At 71.6% G+C, this 23,390-nt stretch carries 17 protein-coding genes, 2 tRNA genes and 2 pseudogenes; 12 read left to right on the plus strand and 9 right to left on the minus strand.

Annotated features, from left to right (window positions below):
• Nucleotides 1-528: 528 nt before the first annotated feature.
• Nucleotides 529-2,265: a putative bifunctional diguanylate cyclase/phosphodiesterase gene (locus ADK54_RS37295; RefSeq protein ID WP_053730302.1), complete on the plus strand. Its 1,737-nt coding sequence runs from the start codon at nucleotides 529-531 to the stop codon at nucleotides 2,263-2,265.
• 77 nt (nucleotides 2,266-2,342) lie between these two features.
• Here ADK54_RS37295 and ADK54_RS37300 read toward each other — a convergent pair whose 3' ends face one another.
• Nucleotides 2,343-4,040, minus strand: coding sequence for a glycosyl hydrolase family 18 protein (locus ADK54_RS37300; RefSeq protein WP_053730261.1), 1,698 nt, complete (start codon nucleotides 4,038-4,040; stop codon nucleotides 2,343-2,345).
• A gap of 269 nt (nucleotides 4,041-4,309) precedes the next feature.
• Between ADK54_RS37300 and ADK54_RS37305 the strand changes: the two genes are divergently transcribed.
• Nucleotides 4,310-4,858 (plus strand): NADPH-dependent FMN reductase, encoded by a 549-nt coding sequence (locus ADK54_RS37305; protein WP_053730262.1) that lies wholly within the window; start codon nucleotides 4,310-4,312, stop codon nucleotides 4,856-4,858.
• Between the two features lie 297 nt (nucleotides 4,859-5,155).
• Here ADK54_RS37305 and ADK54_RS37310 read toward each other — a convergent pair whose 3' ends face one another.
• The gene (locus tag ADK54_RS37310) at nucleotides 5,156-6,247 is read right to left on the minus strand and encodes an LLM class flavin-dependent oxidoreductase (RefSeq protein ID WP_053730303.1); all 1,092 of its coding nucleotides are present in this window, start codon (nucleotides 6,245-6,247) and stop codon (nucleotides 5,156-5,158) included.
• Nucleotides 6,248-6,468: 221 nt separating this feature from the next.
• On the opposite strand from ADK54_RS37310, the gene ADK54_RS37315 reads away from it, so the two are divergent.
• From ADK54_RS37315 to ADK54_RS37355, 9 genes are all read left to right on the plus strand, one after another.
• Entirely contained in the window at nucleotides 6,469-7,887 is a 1,419-nt protein-coding gene (locus ADK54_RS37315) for an amidase (RefSeq protein WP_420717469.1), read from the plus strand.
• 76 nt (nucleotides 7,888-7,963) lie between these two features.
• Nucleotides 7,964-8,842 (plus strand): ectoine/hydroxyectoine ABC transporter substrate-binding protein EhuB, encoded by an 879-nt coding sequence (gene ehuB, locus ADK54_RS37320; protein ID WP_053730264.1) that lies wholly within the window; start codon nucleotides 7,964-7,966, stop codon nucleotides 8,840-8,842.
• Nucleotides 8,839-9,495, plus strand: a complete 657-nt coding sequence (gene ehuC / locus ADK54_RS37325; protein WP_053730265.1) for an ectoine/hydroxyectoine ABC transporter permease subunit EhuC — start codon at nucleotides 8,839-8,841, stop codon at nucleotides 9,493-9,495. Before ehuB ends, ehuC begins: the two co-directional genes overlap by 4 nt.
• Nucleotides 9,492-10,142, plus strand: coding sequence for an ectoine/hydroxyectoine ABC transporter permease subunit EhuD (ehuD, locus tag ADK54_RS37330; RefSeq protein WP_053730266.1), 651 nt, complete (start codon nucleotides 9,492-9,494; stop codon nucleotides 10,140-10,142). The genes ehuC and ehuD overlap by 4 nt, the downstream gene beginning before the upstream one ends.
• Nucleotides 10,132-10,914, plus strand: coding sequence for an amino acid ABC transporter ATP-binding protein (locus ADK54_RS37335; protein ID WP_078966931.1), 783 nt, complete (start codon nucleotides 10,132-10,134; stop codon nucleotides 10,912-10,914). The genes ehuD and ADK54_RS37335 overlap by 11 nt, the downstream gene beginning before the upstream one ends.
• A gap of 211 nt (nucleotides 10,915-11,125) precedes the next feature.
• On the plus strand, nucleotides 11,126-11,884 hold the full coding sequence (locus ADK54_RS37340) for an IclR family transcriptional regulator (RefSeq protein ID WP_053730267.1): 759 nt from the start codon (nucleotides 11,126-11,128) through the stop codon (nucleotides 11,882-11,884).
• A 75-nt stretch (nucleotides 11,885-11,959) separates the two neighbouring features.
• Nucleotides 11,960-12,033, plus strand: a tRNA-Lys gene (locus ADK54_RS37345).
• A gap of 110 nt (nucleotides 12,034-12,143) precedes the next feature.
• Nucleotides 12,144-12,608, plus strand: coding sequence for a group II truncated hemoglobin (locus tag ADK54_RS37350; protein ID WP_053730268.1), 465 nt, complete (start codon nucleotides 12,144-12,146; stop codon nucleotides 12,606-12,608).
• A gap of 112 nt (nucleotides 12,609-12,720) precedes the next feature.
• Entirely contained in the window at nucleotides 12,721-14,295 is a 1,575-nt protein-coding gene (locus ADK54_RS37355) for an MFS transporter (protein ID WP_053730269.1), read from the plus strand.
• 97 nt (nucleotides 14,296-14,392) lie between these two features.
• Here ADK54_RS37355 and ADK54_RS37360 read toward each other — a convergent pair whose 3' ends face one another.
• From ADK54_RS37360 to ADK54_RS37385, 6 genes and pseudogenes are all read right to left on the minus strand, one after another.
• The gene (locus tag ADK54_RS37360) at nucleotides 14,393-15,352 is read right to left on the minus strand and encodes an SGNH/GDSL hydrolase family protein (protein WP_053730270.1); all 960 of its coding nucleotides are present in this window, start codon (nucleotides 15,350-15,352) and stop codon (nucleotides 14,393-14,395) included.
• Nucleotides 15,353-15,892: 540 nt separating this feature from the next.
• A complete protein-coding gene (locus tag ADK54_RS37365) occupies nucleotides 15,893-17,758 on the minus strand; it encodes an AMP-binding protein (protein ID WP_078966933.1) in 1,866 nt (621 codons plus the stop codon).
• 26 nt (nucleotides 17,759-17,784) lie between these two features.
• Nucleotides 17,785-18,384: a lytic polysaccharide monooxygenase auxiliary activity family 9 protein gene (locus ADK54_RS37370; RefSeq protein ID WP_053730305.1), complete on the minus strand. Its 600-nt coding sequence runs from the start codon at nucleotides 18,382-18,384 to the stop codon at nucleotides 17,785-17,787.
• A gap of 197 nt (nucleotides 18,385-18,581) precedes the next feature.
• A pseudogene (locus tag ADK54_RS37375) lies at nucleotides 18,582-19,751 on the minus strand (SPFH domain-containing protein); the annotation flags it as partial.
• A 133-nt stretch (nucleotides 19,752-19,884) separates the two neighbouring features.
• A pseudogene (locus ADK54_RS47990) lies at nucleotides 19,885-20,121 on the minus strand (peptidoglycan-binding protein); the annotation flags it as partial.
• Nucleotides 20,122-20,437: 316 nt separating this feature from the next.
• A complete protein-coding gene (locus ADK54_RS37385; protein WP_053730272.1) occupies nucleotides 20,438-21,640 on the minus strand; it encodes a peptidoglycan-binding protein in 1,203 nt (400 codons plus the stop codon).
• A 202-nt stretch (nucleotides 21,641-21,842) separates the two neighbouring features.
• Here ADK54_RS37385 and ADK54_RS37390 point away from each other — a divergent pair.
• Nucleotides 21,843-21,916 (plus strand) — tRNA-Lys (locus ADK54_RS37390).
• A gap of 103 nt (nucleotides 21,917-22,019) precedes the next feature.
• On the opposite strand, the gene ADK54_RS37395 is transcribed toward ADK54_RS37390, so the two are convergent.
• Complete coding sequence (locus tag ADK54_RS37395; protein ID WP_053730306.1) at nucleotides 22,020-23,039, minus strand: glycoside hydrolase family 6 protein; 1,020 nt, start codon at nucleotides 23,037-23,039, stop codon at nucleotides 22,020-22,022.
• Nucleotides 23,040-23,390: the final 351 nt, after the last annotated feature.

Below are 23,390 nucleotides of genomic sequence, written 5' to 3' on the forward strand. Positions count from 1 at the left end.
AAAGTCACGACCGATCACCGAGGGCCCGAGCCCGGCCACACCCGCGCAGAAACGATCGGTCAACGATCGACCCGGAACTCCTGGTGCTCTTGATCACGACGACGAAGCTGGATCGCGCCGCGCGCCAGCCTCTATGATCGGCACACTTTCCTGCGTGGAACCGGCTCACAAGGCTGTCGTCCACCCCGGCCGAAGAACCAGAGCAACTCCGTACTACCTCTGCACAACTCGATTGCACTGCGGGAGCCAGCGGTGAGCGGAACCTCCGAAGGACCGGGTCCAGCACCCGCGACCACCCGGTCGCCGATCACAGAGCGTCATATCGACCGGCTCGGAGGCGCCCTGGCCGAGCGCCCTCCGGAACCTGCCGGAAACCCCCCGCCCAAGCATCCGCCGGAACGGACCGGCCCCGCGCCGGACTCCCCTGCGGAGCAGCCGGCGGGCCCGCTCGCCGACCGGGCCGCCGAGCTCCTGGCCGCCCTGCGGGCCGAGCGCGCCGAGCAGGCCACCCAAGCCACCGAGTACGCGATGGGGCGCAGCGCCTCCGAACTGCGCGACTACCGGGCCGCGTTCAACGCCGCCCACCTCGCGATGGCGGTCGTCGACCGCGAGGGCACCGTCGTCGCCGCCAACGACGCGCTCGCCGAACTCCTGGGCACCGACCCGGCCGCGCTGCACGAGCAGGACGCCGCCGACCTCGTCGATCTGGCCGCCGACAACCGCACCTGGCACGCCTACCGCGAGGTGCTGCGCGGCGCCCGCAACCGGTTCCGCTGCACCCGCCGCCTCAAGCACCCCGACGGGCATTCGCTCTGGGCCGAGGTCACCGTCGCGCCCGTGCCCGACAGCTCCAGCGTGCTGCTCTCGATCGCGGACATCAGCGACCGGCGCGAGCTCCAGGCGCGCCTGCGCCACCTCCAGATGCACGACCCGGTGACCCGGCTGCCCAACCGCACCCTCTTCTTCGAGCGCCTCAACTCCGCGCTCGAAGCGTCCACTTACGACGGCGGCACCGGCCGCATCGGGATCTGCTACCTCGACCTCGACGGGTTCAAGGCGGTCAACGACACGCTCGGCCACCGGGTCGGCGACCGGCTGCTCAGCGCGGTCGCGGCCCGCCTCACCGAGTGCGCCGACCAGGCCGGGTACGCGCGCAGCGGCGGGCACCTGGTGGCGCGGCTCGGCGGCGACGAGTTCGCCGTCCTGGTCGAGGACTCCACGGGCACGGAGCAGCTGGCCGAGCTCGCCCGGTCCGTACTGGAAGCCCTCCAGCAGCCGTTCGACCTGGCGGGCCAGCGCCTGTCGGTGTCGGCGTCGATCGGGGTGGTGGAGCGGGCCGGCGCCGGCACCACCGCGACCGGTCTGATGCAGGCCGCCGACACCACGCTGTACTGGGCGAAGGCCGACGGCAAGGCCCGCTGGACGCTGTTCGACCCCGAGCGCAACGCCCACCGCATGACCCGGCAGGCGCTGTCCTCCACGCTCCGGCCGGCCGTCGAGCGCGGGGAGTTCACGCTGGAGTACCAGCCGCTGGTGGGCATGGCCGACGGGGTGGTGCACGGGGTCGAGGCGCTGGTGCGCTGGAACCATCCGCAGTTCGGGATGCTCCCGCCGAATCGGTTCATCGGAATTGCTGAAGAAGACGGCTCGGTCGTCCAGCTCGGCCGCTGGGTGCTGCGCACCGCGTGCCGGCAGGCGCGGCGCTGGCAGATCGAGCACCCGGACGTGCCGCCGGTCTTCGTCAGCGTCAACGTCGCGGTGCGCCAGGTCTGGGACTCCGACCTGGTGGCGGACGTCGCGGAGATCCTCGCGGAGACCGGGCTCCCGCCCGACCTGCTCCAGTTGGAGCTCACCGAGTCCGCGGTGATGGGCTCGGCGGGCCGCCCGCTCCAGGCCCTTCAGGCCCTGTCCGACATGGGCGTGCACATCGCGATCGACGACTTCGGCACCGGCTACTCCAACCTCGCCTACCTGAGCCGACTGCCCGTGTCCGTCCTCAAGCTGGACGGCTCGTTCGTGCGCGGTTTCCAGTACGACGAGGGCGGCGCCCACCCCAACCCGGCCGACGAGACCATCGTCGAGGCGATGGTCCAGCTCGCCCACCGGCTCGGGCTCACCGTTACCGCCGAGTGCGTGGAGACCGTCGAACAGGCCTCCCGGCTCGCCCGGATCGGCTGCGACACCGGCCAGGGCTGGCTCTACTCGCGGGCGGTCGCGCCGGACCGGATCGCCGAGATGGTCGCGCTGAGCCCGCAGAAGGTCTGAGCACCGGTACGCGGACGGCCGCCCCGCTCCGCCGCAGGGCGAGGAGTGGGGCGGCCGCGTGTGCGGGGGCGCTCAGGTCAGCAGGCGCCGAGGTCCTGCCAGACGCCCCACTCGCCGGTGGTGCCGGGCTGCTCGCCCTGCGTCCACCACTTGGCCTTCCAGGTGTGACCGCCGTACGAGACCTGCGTACCGCCGCCGTAGGCCGCCGCCTTGTCCCACGCGGTGGCGGTGCAGCCGCCGGGGGTCGGGGACGGGCTGTTGGTCGCGGTCGGGGTCGGCGACGGGGAGCTAGTGGCCGTCGGTGTCGGGTCCGGGGAGGAGGAGGGGGATGAGCCGACCGCGTCCACGATCTCGCCCAGCAGCGTGGTGTTGTCGTCGAGGCCGAGCAGGCTGTACATCATGGCGCCGGCGAGGCCGCGCTGGTGGGCGTAGTCGGCGCGGGCCTGGATGGACTGCTTGTCGAGGCCCGTGAAGAACTCGCCGTCCTTGTAGAAGTACGAGGCCTTCGCGTCCGCGTCCCAGAAGGTGGTCGCCGGGTTGTCGACGATGCCGCCGAGCTCCTTGTAGAGCGCGGTGCCCGCGACCTGGCTGGTGGGCCGGGCATTGGACGGGCCGGTCGCGGTCTGGGCGAGGCCGTTGTTGGTCGCCGGGACGCCCTTCCAGCCGCGGTAGTAGAACTCGTACCCGAGCGTGATCTTGTTGGCCGGGAAGCCACCCGCGATGCCGTAGGCCGCGTTGCCGTCGATCCAGGAGTCGATCGCATTGGAGATCGAGTACTTCTGGGTGCCGGGCTTGATCACGTCCGTCGGGTCGTTCGCGGGCGAGACCAGCGGGGACTGGTGGTAGGTGGGCCCGGTCGCGTTCCAGGCGCCGTGCATGTCGTACGTCATGATGTTGGCGTAGTCGAGAGACGCGCCGATCTTGTCCGTCTCGATGTTCTTGATCTTGTCCTGGCCGGCCGGGAGGGCCGCCGTCAGGAGGTAGTGCTTGCCGCCGTGCGCGGCTCCGTACGCATCCAGCTGCGAGCGGAACTCGGCCAGCAGGGCGGTGTAGTTGGCCTTGTCCTCGGCGCCGTAGTGGTTGCCGAGGTGGCCGTCGGGCGAGCCCGGGTACTCCCAGTCGATGTCAATGCCGTCGAAGATCCCGGCCGCCGTTCCGGCACCGCCGTACCCGCCGTCGACCGGCAGGTTTCCGGCGATGTACTGGTTGATGCAGGAGGAGACGAACTTCTTGCGGCTGGCGTCGGTGAGGGCCGCGTCGTGGAAGTACTTGGAGTACGTCCAGCCGCCGAGAGAGATGTTGATCTTCAGCTTGGGGTACTTGGCCTTGAGCTGCTTGAACTGGTTGAAGACGCCGACGATCGGCTGGTTCCAGGTGTCGGCGACACCACTGACGCTGTCGGCGGCCGAGAACGACTTCTGGTAGTCGGCGAACGAATCGCCCGCGCCGTCACCGGCGTTGGGGTTGTTGTCGTCGCCCGCCGCCTTGTTCGCCTCGAAACAGGTGAGGTTGGTGGGGTCGATGTTGCCGAACGAGTAGTTGAGGACGTCCAGTTTGCCCGCGATGCCGCGAGTGTCGAGGTGCTTGGGGTAGAAGGCGTTCCCGTACACGCTCCACTGGTCGTAGTACGCGATCTTCACGCCGCCCGTCGAAGGCGCGGCGCTCTGGGCGGCGGCCGCGGCGGATGCGGTGCCCAGACCCGCGAAGGCGGCCAGGGCGCCGGCGGCGAGCACGGCGGTGCTCAGGGCGGCAACAAGAGGTCTGCGGCGGTGCAAGACGGCCTCCGGGGGATGCGGCACAGGGGGTGCGGGTGACGGCGGTTGAGGAAGTGATAGCGATCGAATCCCGGCCGCGTCAATGGTCTGAACCAAATTGAGGACTAGACCAATCGGGAGGTGAATGCGCCTGTCAGGGGCGGAGTTGAGGCGCCTCGGGCCGCCCGCACCCGGCGATGACTGGCCAGGCGCGGCCGCGGGGGCGCCGGGGGACGGGCTGGACCAGTCCTCTCCGGTAACCCAGGTTTTACCGACGTAGCATCGGCGGCATGACCGGCATCCCGACCCTCGTCCTCATCAGCGGCAGCCTGCGCGCCGCCTCCACCAACTCGGCCGTGGTCCGCACGCTCGCGGAACTGGCGGCCGGGCGCGCGAGGGCCGTCACCTACGAAGGCATGGGCGCGCTCCCCCACTTCAACCCGGACGACGACACCGAGCCGCTGCCCGCGGAAGTGGTGCGGCTGCGTGCCCTGATCGCGGACGCGGACGCGATCCTGATCTGCACCCCGGAGTACGCGGGCGACCTGCCGGGCTCCTTCAAGAACCTGCTCGACTGGACGGTGGGCGGCGTCGAGATCACGGACAAGCGGGTGGGCTGGATCAACGCGTCGGTCGCCCCGACTGGTGCGGCGGGGGCGCATGCGGCGCTGCGTACGGTGCTGGGTTACACGGGGGCGTTCGTCGTGGACGCGGCGGCCGCCCATGTCCCGGTCCCGCGGGACGCGATCGACCCCGGCTCGGGCCTGGTCGCCGACGCGGCGGTGCGGAACGCTCTGGCGGGGGTGGTCAGCACCCTGCTGGATGCGGAACCGGCTTGATTTGAGGGCTAGTTGGGTCCACAACCCCCCTTGCCTTTAGGAGCACGGAGGAGGAACCCGCCGCGTTCCAGAGCGAGTTGGTCCCCATGCCGCCAAGGGGCGCGGGGCTGTGACATTGTGCGGCTCCGCCGCGTGGGTGCGACCAGCCACCGGCGGGCCGCACCCGAACGACAACCTGCGGGAGCGCGGGGAACCCGGCCCAGCCCAGGGCCGGCCGGGAACAGCCGCTTCCGCACGCATTCGGTCGACCGCAGGCCGTCGTGGGCTGGTCGCGCAGTTCCCCGCGCTCCTAGGGGGTCACAGCCGAGGCAACCCGTACTCGTCAGCGATCAGCTCGTAGGAGCGCACCCTCACCTCGGGCCCATGCGCGTTGGCCGTGATCATCAGCTCATCCGCACCGGTGCGCTTCTGGAGCTCGTCCAGCCTCACCCGCACCTCCTGCGCCGTCCCGGAGACGACGTTCGCCAGCCAGCTGTCCACGAACTCCCGCTCCAGCGCACTGAACTGGTAGGACTCGGCTTCCTCCGGGGTCGGCACGAGGCCCGGTCGGCCGGTGCGCAGGCGGACCATCGAGAGCGCATTGGTCAGGGTCTGGCGCCGAGCCTCCTTCTCGTCGTCCGCCGCCAGCGCCGAGACTCCGATCAGGGCGTACGGCGCGTCAAGGACCTGCGACGGCCGGAAGGAATCCCGGTACAGGTCCAGCGCCGGGACGGTGTTCGCCGCCGAGAAGTGGTGCGCGAAGGCGAAGGGAAGGCCGAGCGTGCCGGCCAGGCGGGCGCTGAAACCGGACGAGCCGAGCAGCCAGATCGGCGGCCGGGCCGAGGGGCCCTGCACGGGACCCGGCACCGCGTGGATGCGGGCGTACGGGTGCCCGTCGGGGAAGTCGTCGTCGAGGAAGCGGGTCAGCTCGGCGAGCTGCTGCGGGAAGTCCTCGGCGGTCTCGTTGAGCCGGTCGGTGCGGCGCAGCGCGGCGGCCGTCGCGCCGTCCGTGCCGGGCGCCCGCCCGAGCCCGAGGTCGATGCGGCCCGGGGCCATCGCCTCCAGCGTGCCGAACTGCTCGGCGATCACCAACGGGGCGTGGTTGGGCAGCATGACACCGCCCGAACCGAGCCGGATGCGTGAGGTGTGCGCGGCGAGGTGGGCGAGGATCACGGCTGGCGCGGACGAGGCGACGCCCGGCATGGAGTGGTGCTCGGCGACCCAGTGCCGGTGGAAGCCGCGCCGCTCGGCGAGCTGCGAGATCTCCACGCTGGTGCGCAGGGCACGGTTCGCGGTGTAACCGTTGCCGACGGTCACCAGGTCGAGTACGGACAGGGGTACGGGGGCGGTTCCGGCCGCCGTCCCACGAATCGCATCCACGTCCACCGGTCCGCGCCTCCAGCTCGTCAGGTCGTACGCGTTCTGCGTACGCGAAGCCAAACAGGAGGGTGACTCCGTTTTATTCCCGCGCCGCGAATGGCGTGGCCGGGTCACCTTGCGCTCCCGCCGGCCGCCGGTCGCGCGCGGACCGTGCGTGGCTGAGCGCGTAGTTCCCCGCGCTCCTAGCAGAGCTGGGGGCTGGCCCCGCTCGGGGAAGCCGATCCTGCCCAGCCACGTGGCCCGGCACAAACATGGGTACGACACCATTCATGACCGAGCCGAGCGAACTCTTCGACCTGACGGCACGTCAACTCCTGGCCGGCTACCGGGCAGGCACCTTCTCTCCCCTCGATGCGACCCGCTCCGTGCTGGCCCGGATCGAGGCGATCCAGCCCCGCCTCAACGCGTTCGTGCGCATCGACACCGAACCCGCCCTGGCCCAGGCCCGCGCATCCACCGGGCGGTGGCATGCCGGGGAGCCCAAGGGGCTTCTCGACGGGGTGCCGGTGTCCGTGAAGGATCTGCTCCTGCAAGCCGGCGGGCCCACGCTCAGAGGGTCCAACACGACGTCGGAACGAGGGAGTTGGAGCGAGGACGCCCCTGCCGTGGCCCGGCTGCGGGAGCACGGGGCGGTGCTGGTCGGCAAGACGACGACCCCCGAGTTCGGCTGGAAGGGCGTCACCGATTCCCCCCGCACCGGCGTCACCCGCAATCCGCACGACCCGGCGCGCACGGCGGGCGGCTCCAGCGGGGGCAGCGCGGCGGCCGTCGCGGCCGGGGCGGCGCCGCTCTCGCTCGGCACGGACGGCGGGGGCTCGATCCGCATCCCGGCCTCGTTCTGTGGGGTGTTCGGCCTCAAGCCGACGTACGGCCGGGTCCCGCTGTACCCCGCGAGCGCGTTCGGCGCCCTGTCCCACGTGGGCCCCATCGCCCGGGACGCGGCGGACGCGGCGCTGCTCCTCGATGTGATCAGCGGCGCGGACTGGCGCGACCCGACCGCCCTGGAGCCCCCGGCCCACTCGTATGCGGCGGCCCTCGCAGAAGATGCGGCGACCGGCATCAAGGGGCTGCGCATCGCCTACTCGCCCTCCTTCGGCGGGCAGGTGGCGGTGCGGCCCGCGGTAGCGGCAGCCGTGCGGGCCGCGGTGACCCGGCTCGCCGGCCTGGGTGCGCACGTGGAGGAGGCCGACCCCGACTTCGCGGACCCGGTCGACGTCTTCCACACCCTGTGGAGCGCCGGAACGGCTCACCTGGTCGACCAACTGGGCGCACGGCAAAGGGACTTGCTCGATCCGGGGCTGCGGCAGATGGCGGTGCGCGGTGCGCGGCTCTCCGCGTTGGAGCTGCTCGCCGCGCAGACGGCCCGCCTGGAGCTCGGCCGCCGGATGGCCCGCTTCCACCAGCGGTTCGACGTCCTGGTGACGCCGACGCTGCCGATCACCGCCTTCGAAGCGGGTCGGGAGGCGCCGACGGGCTCCGCCCTGCAGCGCTGGACCGGATGGACCCCGTTCACATACCCGTTCAATCTGACCCAGCAGCCGGCGGCAACGGTCCCGGTCGGCATGGACGCGGACGGCCTTCCGATCGGCCTCCAGCTGATCGCGGCGCGCTACCGGGACGGGGTCGTGCTGCGGGCCGCCGCGGCCTTCCCGGAGCGCCCGACGGGGTGAGCCCGACGGGCGGGCCCGGGCGGCGCCCCGAAAAATAGGGGGCATGGGCCGAGTAAAGGGGGGTAGCCGCGCCGCCATGGCCCGAGCTACCTCACGCCCCAGACCCGCCATACCCAGGCGAACCCTGCTCACCGGCACCGCCGCCGTCGCCCTCACCGGCGCCGCCGCCTGCTCCCGCGTCCCCCAGGGCGGCGCGCTGGCCCGCCTCAAGTCGCAGGACGCGGTACGCCTCGGCATCGCCGGTGAAGTCCCGTACGGGTATGTGAACGACCAGGGCGAGTTCACCGGCGAGGCCCCCGAACTCGCCAAGGTGATCTTCAAGCGGCTCGGCATCGGCCACGTACAGCCCGTGGCGACCGACTTCTCCTCGCTGATACCCGGGCTCAACTCCCAGCAGTTCGACGTCGTTTCCGCCGGGATGTACATCAACAAGGACCGCTGCGCGCAGGTCCTGTTCGCGGACCCCGAGTACCAGATGCTGGACGCGTTCATCGTCCGCAAGGGCAACCCCAAGAACCTGCACAGCTACGAGGACGTGGTCCGCGGCAAGGCGCGGTTCGCGACCGGCACCGGCTACGCCGAGATCGGCCACGCCACCGCCGCCGGTTACCCCGAGAGCGACATCGTCATCCTCCAGGACCAGGTCGCGGGCCTGAACGCGGTCGAGTCGGGCCGCGTCGACGTCTTCGCCGGGACCTCGCTCACGGTGCGCGAGGTGGTGAAGAAGAGCTCGAAGGCCGAGGCCACCCAGCCGTTCGCGGCGGTCGTCGACGGCAAGAAGAAGATCGACGGCGGCGGCTTCGCCTTCCGGCCCACCGACGGCCCGCTGCGCGACGCCTTCAACACCGAGATCCACCGCATGAAGCAGAGTGGCGAGCTGTTCCGGATCCTGCGGCCGTTCGGCTTCACGCAGGCCGAGATGACCACCCTGACCGCCAAGGAGCTGTGCCGATGACGGCGGGACTGTGGCAGCACTGGGTGCTGCCGGGAATCTGGATCACGGTCCAACTGACCGTGTACAGCGCCGCGTTGGCGGCAGCTGTCGCGTTCGGCGTCGGCGTCGCCCGCACCCACCGCTCGCGCCTGGTGCGCTTCCTTGCGGCCGCGTACACGGAGATCTTCCGCGGGACCTCGGCCCTCGTCCTGATGTTCTGGCTGTTCTTCGTGCTGCCGCCGCTCGCGGGCTGGCAGCTCGTCCCGATGTGGGCGGCGGTGCTCGCGCTCGGCCTCTCCTACGGTGCGTACGGGGCGGAGATCGTGCGCGGCGCGCTGAATTCGGTGGCGCCCGCCCAGCGAGAGGCCGGCATCGCGCTGAGCTTCACACCCTGGCAGCGGATGCGGCTCGTGCTGCTGCCGCAGGCGGTGCCGGAGATGATCCCGCCGTTCTGCAACCTGCTCGTCGAACTGCTCAAGGGGACCGCCCTGGTCTCGCTGCTCGGGGTGGGCGACGTGTCGTTCGCGGCGTACCTGGTGCGGCTCGCCACGCAGGACAGCGCGCAGATCTACTCCATCACCCTGGTCATCTACTTCGCCCTGGCCTTCGGAATCACCCGTGGAATGAAGGCACTTGAGCGCCGCACCAAGGCGAACCTGGGGGTGGCCAAGTGAATTGGGACTGGTCCGCGGTCTGGGACTTCATGCCGCGCTTCGGGGACGGCGTGCTCACCACGCTGCAGATCCTCGCGCTCGGCTCCCTCATCTCCTTCAGCCTGGGCCTGGTGTGGGCGCTGGCCTTCCGGTCGCCGACCCGCTTCGTGCGCTGGCCGGTCAACCTGATCACGGAGTTCATCCGCACCACCCCGCTACTGGTGCAGCTGTTCTTCCTGTTCTTCGTGCTGCCGGAGTGGGGCGTGAAGTTCTCCGCGCTGACCACCGGCGTCCTCGCCATCGGCCTGCACTACTCGACGTACACCGCGCAGGTCTACCGGGCCGGCATCGACGCCGTGCCCAAGGGCCAGTGGGAGGCGGCGACCGCGCTGAGCCTGCCCGCGCACCGCACCTGGTTCGCGGTGATCCTGCCGCAGGCGGTCCGCCGCATCGCGCCCGCGCTCGGCAACTACGTCATCTCCATGCTGAAGGACACCCCGCTGCTCGCCGGGATCGGCGTCCTGGAGATGCTCCAGCAGTCCCGCCTGGCGGGGGCGAGCACCTTCCAGTACACCGAGCCGCTGACCGTCGTCGGCGTCGCCTTCATCCTCATCGCCTATCCGGCTTCGCTGTTCGTACGAGCCCTGGAGCGCCGCCTTGTCCGCTGACACCCAGATCGACCTGCCCGTGAAGAAGCAGAGCAGCACCGAGCTGATCCGCTTCGAGAACGTCACCAAACGCTTCGGCGACAACACCGTCCTCGACGACCTCTGCTTCACCGCCCGCAAGGGCAAGCACGTCACCCTGATCGGCCCGTCGGGCTCCGGCAAGACCACGATCCTGCGGCTGCTCATGACCCTGGAAACGCCCGACTCGGGCATCATCCAGGTCAACGGGACGCGGCTGCACCCGGCCGGCGAGAAGGAGCGCCGGGAGGCCCGCAAGAAGATCGGGATGGTCTTCCAGCAGTTCAACCTGTTCCCCAACATGAGCGTGCTGCGCAACATCACCGAGGCTCCGGTCCGGGTGCTCGGCCTCTCCCCGGACGAGGCCGAGGCGCGGGCGCGCGAGCTGCTCGACCTGGTGGGCCTGGGCGAGAAGCGCGACGCGAAGCCCGCCCAGCTGTCCGGCGGGCAGCAGCAGCGCGTCGCGATCGCGCGGGCACTGGCCATGCGCCCGCAGGTGCTGCTCCTTGACGAGGTGACCTCCGCGCTCGACCCGGAACTGGTCGCCGGCGTCCTCGACCTGCTGCGCGACATCGCCCGTACGACCGACATCACGATGCTCTGCGTCACGCACGAGATGAGCTTCGCGCGGGACATCTCGGACGAGGTGATGATGTTCGACGCGGGCAAGGTCATCGAGTCGGGTCCGCCCGAGAAGATCTTCGGCGATCCGGAACACGAGCGTACGCGGGAGTTCCTCGGCGCAATCGCCTGAGCACGCGCCGTGCACGACCCTGACCTCACGTTCCGGCCATCCGAGCGCCCCCCGATCGTGACTCTGGCATATGCCACAGTGGTGCGCCCCAGCGTATGGCCCTGGAACGCGCCATCAATCTTGTCAACACCCCCACCGGAAACGGGTCTTGGCGGCTATCGTGGAACAGCAGACCTGCCACCTTCGCAGTTCGACCTGCTAGGGGGAAACCGTGGCGCTGAAGCCAGAGCCGACCGCGCCGTTCCATTCGGTGCAGTACGTCCTCCGAGTCCTGGAGGCGATCTCCAGGCACGGCGGCGGTGTGACCGATGTCCAGATCGCGCGCGAGACGGGCCTCCCCACCGCCCATTTGACCTCGATGCTGCTCATGCTGCGGCGCGAGGGATACGTCGAGCAGGTGGCCGACGGTGCCTATGTGATCGGCGATTCGATGGTGCTGCTCGGCTCGGGCGCCGCCCGCCAGCAGGCCCTGGAGACCAAACTCCAGGACACCCTCATGGCCCTGCGCGACTCGGTGGGCGCGGCCGTCTACATCAGCCGCTACATCGACGGCGAGGTCAAGATCACCCAGTACGCGGACGGGCCGACCGCACCGAAGGTGAACGAGTGGGTCGACTTCAAATCGGCGGCGCACGCGAGCGCGGTCGGCAAGTGCCTGCTGACCCAGCTCGACCAGAACGGCCGCCGCGACCACCTCTCGCGCCACAAGATCGCCCGGCTCACCTCGCGGACGATCACCAACGAGAAGGTGCTCTTCTCCAAGCTCGACAGCCAGCCGGCCACCGTGCCGGTGCTCGACCTCCAGGAGTACGCGGTGGGCACGGTCTGCGCGGCCGTCCCGCTGACCGCGGGTTCGGCCGTGGGCTGCCTGGCTCTTTCGATGCCGATCGAGCACGCCCACCGGCTGCGCGCCGCGGCCGACACCCTCAACCGCAGGGCCGCCCCGGTGGTGCTATCGCTGGCCATCTGACCGTCCCGGCGCAGCCCGGTCCCGAGGTGGTCAGAAGCACCCCGAGGGACCAGGTAGTATTTTCTCTGTCAGCAGGCGCCGCTAGCTCAGTTGGTTAGAGCAGCTGACTCTTAATCAGCGGGTCCGGGGTTCGAGTCCCTGGCGGCGCACAGACGGAGAAAGCCCCTCGCGGAAGCGGGGGGCTTTCTCGTACGTGCGGGCGGGTGCCGTGTGAGGCTGGGAGGCGTTGGATACCGCCGTTTTCCCGGAGGGACCCCGCATGACCCAGACCCCGTACGCGTGGATGGGCGGTCAGGCCGCCCTGGACCGGCTGACCGAGGTGTTCTACCGGCAGGTGCACAAGGATCCCGTCCTGGCCGAGGTCTTCGCGAACGCGGGGCCCGACCACCCCCACCACGTGGCGATCTGGCTCGCCGAAGTGTTCGGCGGCCCCGCCGAGTACAGCGCGCACCACGGCGGGCACGCCCACATGGCGAAGATGCACCTGGGCCGGGGCATCACCGAGGAGCAGCGGCGCCGCTGGATCGCCCTCCTGATGGACGCCGCCGACGAGGCGGAGCTGCCGAAGGATCCCGAGTTCCGCGCGGTCTTCGCCTACTACATCGAGTGGGGCACGCGGATGGCGCTGCTCTACTCGGGCCCGAACCCGCCCACCCCCTCCCCCGACGCCCCCGTACCGAAGTGGGGGTGGAACCAGACCCCGCCGTGGGAGCCGGGGAGCTGACCCACGACAGCCGACCCACGACAGCGCGTCTCGCCGAGCGATCCAGAATTTTATACGGACGTCTTAAACGCTAGTACTAGACGGGCGTTTAAGACGCTCGTACAGTGCTGTCATGACGAACTCGACGAGCACCACAGCGAGCACCACCGGCCTCCGCGCCGGGCGCAGGGAATGGACCGCCTTCGTGGTCCTCCTGCTGCCCCTCCTCCTCGTCTCGATGGACGTCTCCGTCCTCTACTTCGCACTCCCCTCCATCAGCCGCGAGCTCGACCCCTCCGCCACCCAGCAGCTGTGGATCATCGATGTGTACGCCTTCGCGCTCGCCGGGCTGCTGATCACGATGGGCTCGCTCGGCGACCGGATCGGCCGGCGCAAGCTGCTCCTCTTCGGTGCCGCCGCCTTCGGCGTCGCCTCGGTGACCGCCGCGTACGCCACCAGCGCCGAGATGCTCATCGCCGCACGGGCGCTGCTCGGGATCGGCGGGGCCACCCTGATGCCCTCGACGATGGGCCTGGTCCGCAACATGTTCCGCGACGACAAGCAGCGTGGTCAGGCGATCGGCATCTGGTCCGGCGCCATGGCGGGCGGTGTCGCGCTCGGCTCGGTGATGAGCGGGATCATGCTGGAGCACCTGTGGTGGGGCTCGGTCTTCCTGATCAACGTGCCCGCGATGGTGCTGCTCCTGATCCTGGCGCCGCTGCTCGTCCCGGAGTTCAAGGACCCGGCACCCGGCAGGTTCGACCTGCTGAGCGTGCCGCTGTCGATGGGCGCGGTGCTGCCGGTGGTGTACGGCCTCAAGGAGTTCGCGGCCGACGGCTTCTCCGCACTCAGCGCGATCTGCGTCGCGGTGGGCCTCGTCCTCGGGACCGTCTTCGTACGCCGTCAGCTCACCCGGCGCGACGCGATGATCAGCCGTGAACTGTTCCGCCCGGGACGGGGGTTCGGCGCCGCGATCTCGCTCAACACCATCGCCGCGTTCGCCATGATGGGCTCGGCCTACTTCACCACCCAGTACCTCCAGTCCGTGCTCGACATGAGCACCCTGCGGGCCGCGCTGTGGAGCGTCGCCCCTTCGCTCGCCATCGGCGCCGCCGCTCCCACCGCAACTGCCGTGGCGCAGAAGGTGAACCGGGCGTACGTCATCGCGGCGGGCTTCGTGATCGGCGCCGCGGGCTACGCACTCCTGACGCTCACCGGGACCGACTCCCTCTGGACCGTTCTCGCCGGTGCGGCGGTCATCGGCATGGGCATCGTGACGGTGATGGCCCTCGTCTCCGACATGGCGCTGGCCTCGGCCCCCGCCGAGAAGGCGGGCTCGGCGGCCTCGCTGCTCGAAACGGGGCAGGAGTTCGGCGGGGCGCTCGGCATGGCGGTGCTCGGCTCGATCGGCACCGCGGTCTACCGCTCCGAGCTGCCGGCCTCGGCCCCGGCCGCCGCCCGCGAAACCCTGGGCGCGGCGGTCGCCGGCACCGACCGGGCCCTGGCGGGCCTCGCCCAGCAGGCCTTCGTGCACGGCATGCAGTACGCGGCGGCCGGCGGCACGCTGATCCTGGTGATCGCGGCGGTGCTTGCGGCGGGGATGCTGCGGGGTCCGGCCGCGGCGGCGAAGGCTGCGGCTCGGGTGCAGGGCGCGGACGGCGACGGCGGCGAGGTGGCCCCGGCCAGGATCGCGGAACCGGCGATGTGATCCCGGTACGTACGCGTACGCCCCCGTGTCACCGAAGGGCCGGCCATCCATCTCCCGATGGCCGGCCCTTCGGGGCCCTAGCCGAAGACGACGGGGGTCAACTACCCAACTCCGCAAGGACAGTTGCGGCCTGATGGTCGGCGCCGAGGCGGTTGGGGTGGAACGGGACGGCGGGCCCCGGCGGGTTGCTGGACACCGGCGTGAAGCCCTCGACCCAGCGTGTATCGGCGGCCTTGCAGATGTCGTGCCCGAGGCTTCCCCGGTACGTGTCGACGAACCGGGCCCCGCCCTCCGCCGCGGCGGAGGCGAGCATGGCGTTCAGCTCCTTGAGCCGGGCGCCGAACCAGGTCAGGTCCTCGTCGAGGATCGGCACCCGTGGATAGCAGCCGCGGTCGGTGGCGACCCCCGCCAGATAGTCGACGACCAGCACCGTGGCGTGGGGCGAGCGCTCGTGAATGCCCTCCAGTACACCGGTGATCCGCGACTTGGTGGCGGCGATCTGCTGCGACATCAGGTCCCTGTCGCCGGGCCTGGCGAACCTGGTCCGGCACGGGCCGGCGAGCGGGGCGGGCAGCGGGTTGATACAGCCGAGCACCACGCCCTCCAGCCCGGCGTCATTGCCGCCGATGCCGACGGTGACCAGGTCGGTGGTGGGGGTCAGCCGGTCGAACTGGGCCGGGTTCACGCCCTGCGACAGCAGCAGCGCCTGGCCGACGTTCTGCGGCGCGGTCATCTCGGCGGTGGTGGCGCCACCGCAGGTCGCGTCCCGGAACGCCGCCACACCGAGCCGGGCGGCGACCTGCTTGGGGTAGTTCCAGCTGCTCTGGGCACAGCCGACGGGGGCGTAGGTGTGATCGATGCCGAGGAAGGTGACATCGGCGGACCAGGAGTCGCCGAGGGCGACGTACTCGTGGAACCGGGGGGCTTTGTGGGCTGCCCGACCGACAGGCGCGGTACGGGACGCGGCCGTCACGGGGGCCGGGGCAGCGGGGGCGGCCGCGCCGGCGAGCAGGGTGGTGGTGAGGGCGAGGGCGGTGAGGAGGAGGCGGGGGTTCACGCGCCTATCCACCCATTGCGGGGCGGGGTGTCGGGGGACCCTGGCCGATGATTCACCCGGGCGCGGGATCAGGTGCGGCTGGGCCGGTCGGCTCTGCCCGCCCCGACGGGGGGCCGCCCTGGGGCTCCGCCCCAGGACCCCGGATCTGCGGCTCCGCCGCGCGGACTCCGGAGGCGGGGAAGAGGGAAGCCGGCTCCCTGGGGCTCCGCCCCAGACCCCGGTGGCCCCACCCCGCCCCTTCCCGAAACCCGCCGGGGGTGAAAAGGCTTCTGGGGCTCCGCCCCAGACCCCGTTCGCGCCCTAAAGGCGCTCGTCCTCAAACGCCGGACGGGCTGAAGATGCCGATCCGGGCCAGCACCATCCTGCTAGGGGCGCGGGGAACTGCGCGCCCAGCCACGCACGGCCCGCAGCCGAACGACCCGCACGTCCAACCCCTCCGGCGGCTGAGGAGCGGGGGCGAAACCCGAGAGGAGTGCAGGGGACGAGGTCCCCGCAAGGGGTCTGGGGCGCAGCCCCAGGGCTCGGCCCTCTCCACCCCCGTCACGGGCGGGCAGGTGGGCGCAGGACGAAGCCCCCGAAGGGGTGCAGGGGACGAAGTCCCCGCAGGGGGTCTGGGGCGCAGCCCCAGGGCTCAGCCCTCTCCACCCCCGTCACGGGCGGGCAGGTGGGCAAATTCCCCGGGGTCTGGGGCGGAGCCCCAGGGGGCGGGGTTCCCAGCGCTGCGGCACGGGTGGGCGAACCCCCCGGGGCCCGGGGCGACTGCCCGGTGGCGTCCTCCTTCGACAGCCTCCGGTAGGACGCCGCCCCCGGCGGCCGCCACCACACCTCCCCCGCCCCCTCCCAGAACCCCTCCCGCCGCAGCACAGCCCGGTGCACCTTGTTCGTGGCCGTCACCGGAAGCCCCGGCAGCACCCTCACGAACCGCGGCGCCATCTTCGTACCCAAGTCCGGTTGGGTGGAGAGGAATTCGAGGAAGGCCGCCGGGTCGAAGCCCGGGTCGAGCCCGCCCCGCAGGGACAGTGCTGCCATCACCTGGTCGCCCGTGACCGGGTCGGGGACCGCGTACACCGCCACCCCCGTCACCCGCTCCCACCGCGCCAGGATGTTCTCGATCATCGCCGCGGCCAGGTTCTCGCTGTCCACCCGGAGGCGGTCGTCCGCCCGGGCCGCGAAGTACAGGAAGCCTTCCGTGTCGCGGTAGAAGAGGTCGCCCGTCCAGTACCACCCGCCCCGGCGGCGTTCCGCGTCCGCGGAGGCGTTGCGCCAGTAGCCCTCGAAGGGGCTGGGCCCCCTGTTCACCAACTCCCCTATCGCGGCAGCCCCGTTGAGGAGGCGGCCCGAGTCGTCGAAGCGGGCCCGTTCGCACTCACGGCCCGACGCGTCGACCACCGCCAGGTCGCCGCCCGGCGCGGGCCTGCCTATCGCCCCCGGCGGCGTCCCCGGCGTGCGCTGGATCGCGGCCCCGCCCTCGGAGGACCCGTACCCCTCGACGAGCCGCACCCCGAACCGCTGCGCGAACCGGTCCGCGTCCACCGCCCCCGCCTCGGTCCCGAACCCGATCCGCAACGAGTGGTCCCGGTCCTCCGCCCGCTCCGGAGTCGCGAGCAAGTACTGGATCGCCCGTCCCACGTAAGTGAAGTACGTCGCCCCGTACGCCCGCACGTCGGCCACGAACCCCGACGCCGAGAAGCGGTCCCTCAGCGCCACCGTCGCGCCCGCCGTCAGCGCCGGCGCCCAGTTCGCGATCACCGCGTTGCCGTGGAACATCGGCATGCAGATGTAGTGGACGTCGTCCCGGCCCGTCCCGAAGTGGCTCACCAGCGACTCGCCCGCCGCGGCAAGCCGGCCCTGGCTGCAGATCGCGGCCTTGGGGGCGCCGGTCGAGCCCGAGGTGAAGTACAGGAGGAACCGGGTGGCGGGGCCGGCCGGGCCACCCACCGTCGACTCGCCCGGCTTCGCTCCCTCGTACGGCGCGAGGAGCTGCTCGTACGCCTCCGTGTCCGTCACCAGGACGCGTACGCCCGGCAGTTCGAGACCGTCGAGCAGGGGAAGGTGTACGCGCCCGGTGACCAGGACCCGGCATTCGGTGTGCAGGATGTCCCGGGCCAGCTCGGGGCCGCGCCGGGTGGGGTTGATGCCCGCCACGGCGGCTCCGGCCAGGGCCGCCGCGCTGAGCCAGAGCGGGAATTCGGGGGTGTTGTCGAGCAGGACCCCGAGGTGCGGCTCGACACCTCGGGGCAGCAGCTCGGTCAGGAGCGCGGCGCGGGCGGCGGCGCCCGCGGCGATCTGGTGGTGGGTGAGTTCCAGATCGCCGTACCGCAGTCCGGTCCGCCCATCGCCCCACTGGCGCCGCACGTACTCCGACACGGTCGATGCGGTCGACGCACTCTTCTTGATGGCGGTCATGGCGCCGCACCGTAGTTGACGAACCGTCAGAACTGAACGTCCGAGCACGCGTAGAAGGCGTTTCCGGTGTCCGCGATCGTCCACACGGCCAGGATGACGTGATGGCCGGTCCGGCCGGTCGGGATCGTGCCGTCGTGCGAGAGCGTGGCCGGGGGCTGCTTCCCGCCGTACGGAACGATGAGGAACGGCTGGGTGTCGAGCGCGGCCCGGGTGAGTTTCTGGGTCGGGTCCCAGCCCTGCTTGGTGAGGTAGTAGCGGAAGTCGGTCGTGGCGTGGCGGGCGGTGAACTGCCAGCGGAACGTGTAGGTCTGACCGCCCGTCAGTTTGGTGGTGGGCCAGCCCGTGCCGCCGCGCGGATCGTCGAGCTGGGCGAACCTACTGTTGCCGCCCGCGCAGATCGTCTGGTCGGCGGGGCCCGCCGCCGGGAAGCCCTTGGGGCCCTCGACGGACTGCGGCTCCCACTGGATGTCACCGCAGTTGGTGACCGTGCCGTTGGCGCAGAGCTTCTGCCGGCTGATCGGCTGGTCGGTGTAACCGTGGCTGCTCGCGCTGCCGGTCGCGAGCAGGGACGCGCCGACGACGGCGAGCCCCACCACAGCGGCACCGAGCCGCTGCTTCTTTCGCATGCTGACCACTCCTGGAGAACGTGGGGGAGTTCCTTGGATGGAGCTGCACGCGTGCGGTATGTCATGTTCCGGTCTAGACCAACTCCCAGACTATTGACGGGAGTTGAGCGTGTCCAGGCCAAGCGCCGCATGAGATTGCGGCGCTCCCTCTGCGTCCCTGCGTCCCTGTGTCCCTGTGTCCCTGCGTCCCTGCGTCCTCAGCCGCCCTCTCCCGTCCCCCGTCCCGTGTAGAACGCCACCGTCAGGTCCTTCACCAGGGCCTTGCGCTCGTAGTCGTCGAGCTCCACCAGACCCCGCGAGGTCAGCCGGTGCACGGTGTCCTCGACCGCGTCCACCACCGAGGTCAGCACCAGGTCGCGGTGGCGGGCGTCGATCGCCGCGACCCGCTGCCGGCGCATCGCCGCCGCCACCTCGGGCGCGTACTCGATCCGGGTCGGCTGCGCCGAGTACAGCTCGATGCCGACCGCCTCCCCTTCCGACTTCAGCAGGCGGGTCAGCGCGTCGCCGACGGCCTCCGCGTTGCGCAGGGTGGGCGCGTCCTCGTGGAAGGCGTCGGCCGGGAGCTGCGAGAGGACCCGGACCATCGCCGCCTCCACCTGCTCGCGCAGATACCTCTCGTGGTCGGCGACGGCGAGCGCGGCCCGCGCGGTATCCCGGATCCGCCACACCACCAGGACCACCACCCGCAGCGCGGTCCCGTTCGCGTCGACCGCGCCCATCGGCTCGCTGCGCCAGTGCCGCAGCCGCAGGTCGACGCGGCGGCGCAGCAACAGCGGGCTCATCCACACCAGGCCGGTGCGCCGCACGGTCCCCCGGTAGTCGCCGAACAGCGAGAGCACCCAGGCGTACCCGACGCGCCCGCGCCCGAGCCCGCCGAACGCGAGCACCACCACGGTCACCCCGAGCGCGAGCAGCCCCCACTGTTCGAGGCCGATCCCGTGGTACGGGTACGAGGGCAGCCGCAGCAGCACGGTCACCAGTCGGGGCAGGGCCCCGATCCGCCAGATCAGCGCCGCGCAGCCCGCGAGCGCGAGCAGCCCGGCGGCTACGGCCGCACCGCCGGGCAGCACCGGGCCCGGCCGCTCCGCGATGCGCAGGTCGACCGGGGGCGCGGGCCTGGCCGGGGCCTCGACGACCGTGCGCGCGCCCGCCTGTCTTGGGGGCCTCGCGATCGGCCGGGGGACGGCCTGATCCGCTGCGGGGACGACCCGGTTTGGCCCGGTGGCGTCGCGGAACAGCAGGTGGACCGGGATCGCGGCGGTGCTCTCGCTGCTGATCACGGTCACCCGACGCCCGGAGCCCGGCGCCGCGATGGCAGGGATCCGGGGCGGCTCGGCGCCGTCGGGCGGGGTCGGGGTGGGGGTCTGCATGCTCGTCGTTCCTTCCGTGATGCCGTCATGCCGTGATGTCGTGGTGCGGTTGTTCCGTGGTGCGGTCATTCCGTCGTGCCGTCACGGGCGTCATTCCGTGAGGCCGTCATTCCGTCGTGGCGTCCCGCCGTCACGCGAAGAGCCGCCGCCAGGTCTCTGGGCCGGGGTAGCCGTCGGCCTCCGCGCCGGACCAGCCCTGGGCCCGCTGGAACGCCTCGACGTTGCGCCGGTCCTCCTCGCTCCAACGCGGTCCGGGCCCCGCGGTGTAGTACCTGCCGAACCCCTTCTTCACGAGCTGCAGACCGAGCCGGGTGACGTACGGACTGCCCTGGCCGGGCCGGAAGTAGCTGAGTCCCGGGTACGCGGGCCGCACGGCCTGCGAGCCGCCCGGAGCCGAGGCCGGAGTCGGAGCCGTACTCGGAGCCGGAGCCGTAGTCGGAGCCGAGGCCGTGGTCGGAGCCAAGGCTGTAGTCGGTGCCGGGGCCTGGGGCTGGGCCGGGGCCGCGACTTGGGACTGCGCCGGAGCAGGGACCTGCGGCTTGGCCGGGGCTGTAGCTTGGGACTGCGCCGGAGCAGGAGCCTCAGGCTTGGCCGGGGCCGGGGCCGGGACTTGGGACTGCGCCGGAGCAGGGACCTGCGGCTTGGCCGGGGCCGTAGCTTGGGACTGCGCCGGAGCAGGAGCCTCAGGCTTGGCCCGTAGCTTGGGACTGCGCCGGAGCAGGAGCCTCAGGCTTGGCCGGGGCCGGGACTTGGGACTGCGCCGGAGCAGGGACCTGCGGCTTGGCCGGGGCCGGGACCTGCGGCTTGGCCGGCGCCGGGCTCGTCCCGTCGGAGGCGATGTCCTTGCCTCCGCCCTGCACGAGCAGCGCCCAGGTCTGCGGCCCCGGGATCCCGTCGGCGCCGTCGCCGGTCCAGCCCTGCGCCTCCTGGAAGGCGCGGGTCGCGTTCAGGTCGGCCGAGGTCCAGCGCGGCCCCGGCCCCTCGCTGTAGAAGCGGCTTCCGCCGCGCAGCACCAGCATCTGGCCTAGCCGGGTGACATAGCTGTTGTCGGCACCGGGCCCGAACTGCGCGGCGCCCGGGAACGCCAGGCTCTGGACCTCCGTGGGGGTCTCAGTGACGGTCTCCGCGCCGCCACTGCCGGAGGCGAGCGCCTTGTACCGGTAGGGCAAGTACTTGGCCGAGTTCTTCCAGTACGCGTACGGAGTGGCCTGCTTGCGGGTGCCGGGCGGGGTCTGTTCGTAGGCCGTGTAGTAGTTGTGCGTGTGGTCCGTCCAACCGCCGAAGATCACCACGTGCGAGCCCTTGTTGGGGTTGCTCGGGTTGTGGAAGAGCAGGATGTCGCCGGGCTGCAGCTCGTTGCGCGTCGTCCGCACGGCGAACTCGTCCAGGCTCCCCGTCCACTCGTTGGTGCCGAGGTTCCACGCCATCGACACATAGCCGGAACAGTCCTGCCGGTACCCGTCCGCCCAGTACGCCTCCATGTCGTACGGGACCGACGCGGCCACCCAGGTCTTCGCCCGGTTGATGATCTCGGCCCGGGTGATCGGGCGCGGCTTGACGTGCGCGTGCGCGGGCTGGCCGGGTGCGCCGTGCAGCCCGCTGGGGCCGCCCTGCTCGGTGGGCGGCCCGGGGTCGGCGGGGATATTGGCGCCGGTTCCGCCGGGCAGCGGGACGGGGACGGCGGCAGCCGGCCCCGAGCCGCCGAGCACCACCGAGGCCGCGGTGGCCGCCACCAGCGCGCGCCGGGCGCCGCCGCTCGCCGCGGGGTGGCCGCCGTCGCGCGCCGGGAGCAGTCGCAGCCGCCGGCGGTCCGCGCAGCCGGAGCATCCGCACTCCCTCGCGGGCTCGTAGTCCTCGAACACCGGCCCCGGTGCGCTGGCCTTCATCCGCTCCCCCTCCCGTTCGTTCCGTTCGTTCCGCTCTAGGAGACTTCGAAGATCTTTTCCGCACTTCCGCGCGGACAGCCGTGTCGCGATTGTCATAATGAGTGGCAGTTTGACGGAACGAAAGGGATAAAACGAACATCTGACAGCGTGGCGCTGGTCAAAACCACCCTCTGGAGTCCGGTAAAGTTTTCCGGGTCAGCAGGCGCCGCTAGCTCAGTTGGTTAGAGCAGCTGACTCTTAATCAGCGGGTCCGGGGTTCGAGTCCCTGGCGGCGCACGCACCACCGAGGCCCCCTCGCCCAGCGCGAGGGGGCCTCGGTCGTTCCCGGAGTCCGGTACGACCGTCCGCGCCCGTCGCGCCCGTCGCCCCGACGAATCGCTCAGCGAGAATTGCCCGCCAGAGCCAGGGCGTATTCCGGCCACCACGCGCCTGCCTGAGGGCCACCCCGGCACGGGCCGTCCGACTCCCCCGGGCGCTTCACCCAGACGTAGGCGTCGACCGGGCCGCCTCCCGCGTCCGTCGTCGGGCGTTCGCCGAGGGCCCGGCCCGGCGGGTTGCACCAGTTCTCGGCGGGGTCGCCCTGCGTATAGGGACCGTTGCCGTTGCGGCTCGTGTCGATCACGAAGTGCTTGCCGCCGACCTTCGCCGACAGGCGCTCCCCGAACTCCCGGCTCGCCCGCGTGGTCTGGAAGTTGGAGACGTTCACCGCGAATCCGTCGGCGCTCTCGATGCCCGCCCGCCGCAGCGCTCCGTCCAAGCTGCCCGGGGAGCGCCATCCCGCGTTGCCCGCGTCCACGTACACCTTCGTCGTCGGCTGCCGCTTGAGCCGCTCGACGGCGCTCTTCAGGAGCGCGTAGCGCGCCGCGTGAAACGCCTGGGGGGTGCAGCCGTCGACGAGGTGCAGGACGGCGTCCGGTTCGAGGACGACCGTGGTGGGGCGGTCACCGATGCCCCGGGCCACCTGGTCGACCCAGCCGCGATAGGCCTCGTCGTCGGGGGCGCCCCCCTTGGAGAACTGGCCGCAGTCGCGGTGCGGGATGTTGTAGAGGACGAGCAGCGCCGTGCGACCGGCCTTGGCGGCGGCCTCGGTGTAGCCGCGCACGACCGCCTCCGGGTCGCTCCCGGCGATCCACTCGCCCACCGGCTGCTCGGCGATCTTCCTGATGAGCGCGGCCTTCGCACCGTCACCGGCCTTCGTGTACGCGGCCAGCTGACGCGCCGCGCTGGTGTCCGGGTCCACCCAGAACCGGCCCGTGGCGGGCGGAAGCCGGGACGGTTCGGATGGTGTCGGGCTCGGGGCCGGACCCTTGCCGGCGCCGCCGCAGCCCGAAGCGAGGAGCGCCGTCGCGGCGGCCACCGCACAGGACCGCACGCCCGGCCTGGCCCAACTACCCTGAATCCAGGCCGAGTTGTCCTGTTGGGTCACGGCCCGGTCACCCCTGTCGGCTCTCAACTCAGCGTGTCGGCAAAGGGACTTGGCGTTAACTGGACCTAGGCCGGGGGCTCCGATCGGTTCTAGAGTGGGGGCGCCGCCTTTAGCCCCGGTCGCCCCACAAGCCCCCGACCGCCCTGCCGGCCTGTGTTCGGACACGGGCCCCGAACCTCCCGCGGCGGTGCCGGGCTTCTCCCGCAGCCCGTGCGCCGGCGGTCGAGGACCAGCCCGGTCGGCGGCTCCGGGGGGAGCGGGCCGTCGGCCGGGCCAGGTGCCAGGTGGCCGTCCGGGGTCCGGGCCCGGCCTCCCTCGCGGGGC

Source organism: Streptomyces sp. WM6378 (assembly GCF_001279695.1).
Taxonomy (GTDB): Bacteria; Actinomycetota; Actinomycetes; order Streptomycetales; family Streptomycetaceae; genus Streptomyces.